The sequence below is a fragment of the Flavobacterium sp. genome, from assembly GCF_044338735.1.
GTDB lineage: Bacteria > Bacteroidota > Bacteroidia > Flavobacteriales > Flavobacteriaceae > Flavobacterium.
Genome location: NZ_JBIIWV010000103.1, coordinates 1 through 7,960, shown reverse-complemented (window position 1 = coordinate 7,960; position 7,960 = coordinate 1). Strand labels below are relative to the sequence as shown.

General features: G+C 37.1%; 4 protein-coding genes and 1 pseudogene. 1 reads left to right on the top strand and 4 read right to left on the bottom strand.

Annotation, left to right across the window (positions count from 1 at the left end):
- The 4 genes from ACIQZC_RS07565 to ACIQZC_RS07550 form a co-directional block, all read right to left on the bottom strand.
- Window positions 1-708 (bottom strand): hypothetical protein (locus ACIQZC_RS07565; protein ID WP_396138627.1); only part of this gene is annotated, 708 nt, incomplete at its 3' end.
- A gap of 294 nt (window positions 709-1,002) precedes the next feature.
- Window positions 1,003-2,775, bottom strand: coding sequence for a hypothetical protein (locus ACIQZC_RS07560; RefSeq protein ID WP_396138626.1), 1,773 nt, complete (start codon window positions 2,773-2,775; stop codon window positions 1,003-1,005).
- 4 nt (window positions 2,776-2,779) lie between these two features.
- A complete protein-coding gene (locus tag ACIQZC_RS07555; protein WP_396138625.1) occupies window positions 2,780-4,717 on the bottom strand; it encodes a beta-galactosidase in 1,938 nt (645 codons plus the stop codon).
- A 104-nt stretch (window positions 4,718-4,821) separates the two neighbouring features.
- On the bottom strand, window positions 4,822-6,198 hold the full coding sequence (locus ACIQZC_RS07550; RefSeq protein WP_396138624.1) for a hypothetical protein: 1,377 nt from the start codon (window positions 6,196-6,198) through the stop codon (window positions 4,822-4,824).
- 210 nt (window positions 6,199-6,408) lie between these two features.
- On the opposite strand from ACIQZC_RS07550, the pseudogene ACIQZC_RS07545 reads away from it, so the two are divergent.
- Window positions 6,409-7,960 (top strand): annotated as a pseudogene (locus ACIQZC_RS07545) (hypothetical protein); the annotation flags it as partial.

The window sequence follows — 7,960 nt, the reverse complement described above, 5'->3', positions numbered from 1 at the left end:
CAATTTATTCAATTGGTCCATATTACCATAAATATCTTTTGGAGTGAATACTCTGCCATAATAATCCCAAGTTGCCCAACCTTTAAAATCGGCGGGCTTGAGTTTGGTAATTATATTTTCTGCAGCAATCGCCGTTCCAAATTGATCAAGTAATTCAAGCCAGTTGGTAGCAAGTCTAAGTACGATTTGTTCGTATTGTATTGTCTGGCCTGGTTTTAATTGCTTACCTTCTCCATCAGACCAAACTTCGAACCCCCCTTGTTTTAATGTGAAATTCGGCATAAATATTCTCCAAGAAGTTGCACCTGCAAATAAATATTGACCGTCTGATAATCGTATCATCTCATACATATTACTTGAACTACGATTGGTTTGACCGCCAATTTTCTGTTTAAGTAGAGGAGTACGCCCCATACAACTTGCTCCAAAAACTACATCCAAGTTGTCAGACAACTTCGCTTCAATTGGAATACTAACAGTAATTTTTTGTATTGTAATTGGTTTATTGCTATTATTAGATAGCGATATAGTTAACCTTTGAAAACCATTCTCGATTTCTTTTAAGTTTATAGTAGATGATACTGTTCCGTTAGCATTAACATCAACCTTAATGTCTTTCCATGGCTGAGTGGTTCCGGCAAAAGACATTAAACCGTTTAAAAATACTATCGAAAGTATTGTAACTGTTTTTTTAAATTTCTTTGTCATTTTATTTATGAATATGTATTTTTGTTTTAAATTTTAACAAATCTGATTGAAAGTCAGTTTTGGATTATTTTACAAATTTACTATTGACCAATATTTGATATAGATGCAAATAGTCTCATTTTTAGTATAGATTTGTTTCATTTATAGATTGATGCCATTAAATAAATCGAAAAACAAAACTTTTTTATTTATTACAATACAAATCATCCAATAGTTATTGAAAAAATAAAATTCAAATTGATTTTTAGGAACTAAAAAGAGACTGTTCAAAATAAAATTGACACAGCCTCTTTTTTAATTTTTCGGGTTGTCCTTCATAATTTCAATCATATGAAAAACATCGTCCTCATTATCCTCATTCACCAAGGAGAAATCGCTATTTTTGGGACCCTTATTGGCAAATGCCCCATCGGCGATGACGATACTTTTGGTCACCCAATTACCACTGTTGGCTTTGGTGATGGTAACTGCGGTTTTGTCCGAATTGGATGAGGAATCATAACGAACAGAGAATTTTCCAGTCCCTTTATCCAAATATATGATTTTCAAAGTGATTGGTTTCTGAGCTTTCGTAAATAGAAAATTGTCATCCAGATCAAAATACATCCGGTTACGTGCGTTTAAATTTTCAAAGCCGCGCGCATATCTTCCATAGGGCTGATTCGTGGGACCAACCCGCCATAATCCTACACTGGTTTCATTCGCTTCGATCTGTGTAATAAATCGGCTATAGTTCCTGGCAATGAGTTCGAATCCTACATCGTTCATCGCCTTGGCTTCATAAAGATAATTGGATCCCGATAGGGAAGTAGCTGCATGCAAATCACCAACTTTCGCTCCGTATTTATTGAATTCCGCTTCAATTTTATTTATCCGCTCTGCGTTGTTCTGTTCAGCCTTCCCATATTTTACCTCAGGAAAGCGAACGGAATCGGCACTATCTAGCACATCACGGAGGGCAATAAAAGCATACGGGCTGGTATGCGGTTGTTTGTAATAAGAATAGCGACTAGCGAAGGCAAACCCTTCATCATATTGTCCTGTTTTTACAACATTATAATCAACCTCCCATAGATCAAGTCCTCTATCGACAGTCGAAATAGCGGTCCAATAATAATTCCAACCCGGATTTTCCTGAAATATTCCGCCCTGTGCGAATTTAGAAAACTCGCCGCGAACAAACTCCGGTTTCTTGCCGTTTAGGCCGAAAAAAGTAGGGCGAAGTTCATTATCTTGGATTATTTCTCCGTTAGCCTGATAACCAATTGCAATCGTAAATTGCTGTTTTCGGAGCTCAATCGGATAATTTTTACGAAGCCAATTCGCGTAAAGTAGTTCACCTGCTTTTGCAGCCTTAGTACCCTTCAACACTTCAGGATTACTTTCATTATCCACATTAAACAGGAATCGGATATGTTTGAGTTCTGGCTTATCGAAGGCTTCGTAGAAACGTTTCGTAGCTCCGCTGCAAAACTCTAAATATTGCGAAGCGCTAATTTTATATTTCTGGTCAATGGGTGTACCTTTGTAAAGTTGTCTATCACCCGTAGATCCAAAAGCCGGCTGTATAAACGCAAAAACGTTTCGCTCCTTCTCAGGTAGTGAGGCAATGTGTTCTGCTAGCTTGCCGATAAAACGATGGAAGTAATTGATATAGTTTTGATCTAGGTAATAGGGAAAAAAATCTTTTCCTTTGCCACCTTTTACAGTCACTTTGGGAACCCCTTGTTCATAAATCCATTCTGGAGAATGAGGTCCCGTCCATAAGACGAAATAGTAAAAATACTTACCCTTTACGGCATTACGGATTTGAGAATCCATTTTTGACCAGTCATACTCCTCGGGACTTGTCTCTATGTCGGCCCACTTAACTCTATCGGCAACCCCTTTAATGAAAGGAAACCGCTCTGTGTCAATTTTTTCATTCTTGCAATTGGTAAAGAATCCCGCCCACTGTGGGCGCTCGAAATCTTTTATATCATTTTCCTTTTTTTGTGAAAATGTCAGTTGAGATAATCCTATAAACAATAAGAAAGTAGCTAATATTTTAATTCTTGCGCGTTTCATAGTGCTATTTATTTTTTTTCTCTTTTTTTCTCTTTTCCCTTTTATCCTCTTTATCTCCTTTTTTTTCTTTCTTTTCTTTATCACCCTCAACGGCGTTTTCTCCTTTGCTATATTTGGTTCCTTTAGCGCTACCCTTGAAAGCACGATTTTCCTCTTGAGGTCTTAATAAAGGAAGCTCTTGTTCTCCTCGGTGAACCTCTACAAGGCTAAATATATCATCTTTATCATCAGCATTCAATAGTACAAAGTCAGCCCCTTTTGTTCCTCCATTTTTGAAAACGGCATCTTTTATAGTTATCACTTCATGATGCCATTTTTTGTCCCCTTTTCCTGTTACTGTCATTGCTGTCTTCATGGATTTGGTTCCTGCATCGTAATCAAGTTTCCATTTAGAACCTTCAATGGCATCATACCAAACAACAGTTATCGACATTACTTTAGGTTTATTATCTTGAGAAAAACCTTCGTGAAGTTTGAAGTATAGTGCATCTTTTCCCGTTGTGTGTTCAAATCCTCTTGCAAACCTTGAATAAATAGAAGAGGTAGCCGTGATAGGTCCGCCTACTCGCCATAACGGAATTGAAGTTTCATCTGGCTCAATTTGATACAATAATCTGGAGTAATTATCTGGCCATATTTCCCAACCCGCATCATTGAAACCAACTTGGTCACCGCGTTGCTTCACTTGCCCCATTTTGAGTGCATTTTTATCCTCGTTTGCTGCTCCATACTTCGCATATTCGGCAGTAATTTTTTCCATACGATCAATATTTCCATGCGATGCTTTACCAAACTTGTCTTCAGGATAAGTATTTGTATCAGCTGCATTCAAACCTTTATGCAAAGCACAAAAAGCATCGGTTGCTGTCTCAGGGTGTATTTGCCCGGCATACTTATTGAAAAAATAGAAAGAATAATCAAATCCTTGTTCCTTGCTAGCCTTCAAAGCGCCGCTTGTAACATCCCAAACACTTTGACCCGCATTTAAGGCATTAATTGCTCCCCAGTAAAAGTTGAGTTGAACATTTAGTTGATACCAAGGACGCGTCCAGGTTTGGTCCATCTCAGAACGACGAAAAAGCGTAACCCCTTTTGGGTCAACTAGATAGGGCAAAAACGTGTTTACTGCATCAATTTCTCCACTTAAATGATGTCCTCTAGAAAGTGCTCCATTTTTGATTCCAAAACCATCTTTAAGGTTTTTAATGGCCCAATCCCATTCTTGAACAAAATTATTTTTACCGTTATTGCTTTCTGGTTCTAGATTGTTCAGAAGCATACTAATATTCAATCCTGATTGTTTACCAAACAATTTATCATGCAAGGCAAAGGTTTCAAGACGGAATTCTCTCCATTTTTCACTTTTTACTGGTAAAGAATAATTTTTATCTATAGGCTCCCCTTTATAAGCACACTCATCTCCAGTACATCCTGTTTTAACTTGAATAAATGAAATAGCACTTATTTTCTCTTTAGAAAAGCTGCTAATATGTTTAGCTACTTCTGTCAGAAAACGGTGATAATATTTTTTATATTCTGGAGATAGATAATAAGGATAATGATCAAACGCCCCGGGTTTTTTGGTAGCGCTTGTAATTACTTTTGGCACCCCTTTTTCATAAACCCATTCAGGTGTTTTAGGCCCTGCTGCAAAAGAAATATATAGCGATATTTTTTCTTTATGGGCTCTTTCAACAGCATTGTCTAATATAGACCAGTCATATATTCCTGGTGTTTTTTCAACTTCATCCCAGGTAAAATCGCAGGATGTTCCTTTTAAAAATGGATACTCTCTTATATTCATTGCTTCTCCACGATCCCAAACACCAAAAGAGCTAGGTTTTGGACCTACTTGACTTATTACCATGTTAGAGAAAGCAATTACTGCTAAAATGACAATTTTTCTTGTTCTATCAAAGCTTTTTAAACTATATTCATTCATAATTAAAAATTTGTTATTTACTATTTAGACTGTTAAATTTAATATTGGTTTAAAATTTTAATCGGATAACAATTATTGGTTTAATACTATTTAACTTTGTTTTATTATTTTAAATCAACAAGTTTGGCTCTCAAACATACATTCATAAAAGCGGCCGAAGTCCATAGTTGGGATCCCGAACCTGAAATTAAACCTGAAGGCAAGGGTACTTTTTCGTGAAAAGAACCAAATCCGCCCCATTCCTTATCTCTTTTTTCAGAAAATTTAGTTCCCATTGTTCGTGCCAGTAATGCAGCATTATAACCTGTATAATCTTTACCATCGGCGATTTCTTTTGCCTGCAAGAAAAAAGTATCGCAAAAGGGCCATGCTGCGGCATTGTGATCTCCTGTTCCTTTTTCTAAAAAAGGATGAATTAATGGCGTTCCATATTGATTCGATGGATAATTTTCTATTGCTTTTCTGGCCGTTTCTCCTTTTACAATTCCAAATAGAATTGCAAAAGCTGTTCCCAGATTGTGCTGGTTGGGCAATACTTTTCCGTTTCTGTCTTTAAAGTAAGTAAAAGTGCCATTGGGCAAAAGTAATTCTTTGAGAATAGCCTTTTTGAGTGACTCGGCTTTTTTGGTCCAAGCTTTAGATTCTTCGGGTAAGTTACATTTTTTAGCAGCATTAGCCAGTGAAAGCATCGCTTTATAATACAAACAATTGGTTGAGGTGCTTTTTATCAATACGCAATCAGCTTGAGAATAACCCTCTGGATAGCCCTCAGATTGTAAGTCTTGAAAGGTATTTTGACCTTTGTACAAACCATCTTTTTTATCATACCAAGGAATATAAAATTGCTCGAAATTATTTTTTCCATTGGTATAAAACCAATTCCAATCTGCTACTTCAGGATGGGATTTAAACAAATCATCAACTGCCCAAATCCAAACTACATCATCGGTACGACGGGTGATACTATTGCTTTTGAATTGAGCCATTATTTGTTTTCTATCGTCAGTAATTACTTCCCAAGGAGCGTCAATTTCTTTAATTACCTCTTCTGTCGAAACTTTGTATCCCATTTTAGACACCACATTTCTCGTTACCCGAAGTGAAGTCATCATTTCTTTGGGATACAAAGCATTGAGGCCCAAAATTCCTGCATAAGAAATATCACGGGTATAAACTCGGTCGGTGTACCGTCGTCCTGCGGCAAAATAAGTCCCATAATCGTTGGTAATCAAGTTGAGCTCCACATCATTAAGTGCTATTGCCCACATTTTTTTGAATAGGGGTGTGGCCTCTGGTTTTAACGCAATAGTGTTTTTTGGGTTGACGCTGGGTAAATCGTTCGTTACAAATTGTCCTAACCCATCTTCTAAGGAATTGGCTTTTAATACCAATGTTCCTTTCTCATATACCAATTTTTGACTGTATACTGAGGTTGTAGCAAAAAAAATATTTATCAGAATTAATGTAAAATGTTTATTCATTTACGAGTTTAAATAGATAAACAAATAAACAAATTAAATTAAAAATGCAATCATTCAAAAAGTGTCATTCAGTTGTTCTTTTTGTTTCAAATAATTAAATATTTGAAACTTTTTTGCCTCATAAATGAAACTTTATCAACTAGTTTAGTATAAATGGTTAATTAATTTTACATAATAGTAACATAGAAAAAATAACCAAAAATAATTATTATGAAAAAACAATTACTCAATAGAAAAAGACTACTGCAACTTGCACTAAGCCTTTGTTTGATTTTGGTGAGCGCTAACACAAGTTGGGGGCAATCAATTACAGTTCCCAACGGTGATTTTAGCGCAGGGTCAACGCTTTCGGGCTCAAGTCCATGGACGATTACTGGATGGACAATTTCACAAAATACTGGAATTGGTTCAGCCGGTAATGCTAATCTAACTGTTGGTTCAAGTGGTGTAATAAGTGGGGCATTCACCTGTACTGGTGCAAATGCAACTTCTGGTGCAAATGCAAATGCTTACCAAGCAGCATTAATAATTGAATCTGATAAGATTGATATCAGTAGCTATGAAGGGACAACCTCAGCTTTTACGTATGCATTTCAAATAAAAGTTGCTACAGTAACAGCTACAGCTGCACCTTGGAATGTAGTTGTAAAAGTGTATGATGCCTCTAATGCTGAAGTTTTGTTGGCAATAAGTCAGACAAAATCACAAGGAAACCTTAAAACTACTGCTGCTGGAACTTATGTAAATGCTTCAGCTGTAGGTACACTATTAGGAGGTGCTGCAAGTGCTAATGTAAAATATATTTCCATTCAGGTTCACTTGGGACAAATGCTAGCGAATACTCCAACGCTCGATAACTTTACATTAACCGCTGCAGGTGCTGCAGCAAGTACTACGCTTACGCAACCGGTTAGTACAGCTTTGAGTTATGAAATAGGAAATGGTCCTTCTGCAGAACAATCGTTTCAGGTAGCAGGTGCAAACCTGGGTAGTAATAATATTACAGTTACTCCGGGTACAAATATCGAAATATCTTCTACCTCGGGTTCAGGTTTTGGCTCTTCAGCAATTACGTTAACGCCGAGCAGTGGAACAGTAGCTAATACAACCCTTTATGCACGTTTGATAGCTGGTCTAGGTCTTGGTACGGGTGGTTCAAATACTTTAAGACAAGTAAATGTAGCAGCAACTGGAACGACCACTAAAACATTACAGTTTACCGGATCGATAAATGGCATTAACACTTCAGGAATCACCGGAAGTGCTTTGAGTTATGTAACAGGTAGCGGCCCTTCAGCTGAAGGTTCGTTTACTGTTACAACGAATGGTTTAACAAGCGATTTGGTGGTGACTCCGGGTTCTGATTTGGAAGTATCAACTACTTCAGGCACTGGTTTCCAGTCAGCTGCCATCACTTTAGTTAACACCACTACTTCACAGATAATTTACAGCAGATTGAAAGCCGGTCTTTCCGCCGGATCTTATAGTGGAGCATCAACAGCGGTTGTGGTTTCATCCACTGGATTCACTAATGTAACAAAGCAGTTTACAGGAACTATAACAGATCCTCCAACTACTTGGAATGGAACAAGTTGGTCCAATACAAGCGGGCCTACAACTTCAATTGACGCAATAATTGACGGAAATTTTTCAACAACTGCATCTGGGGTTACCGCAGGATTTACAGCAAAAACATTAACTGTTAATGCGACAAGATCATTTACTATTAATAGTGGTCATAATATAACAGTTGCCGGAGCAA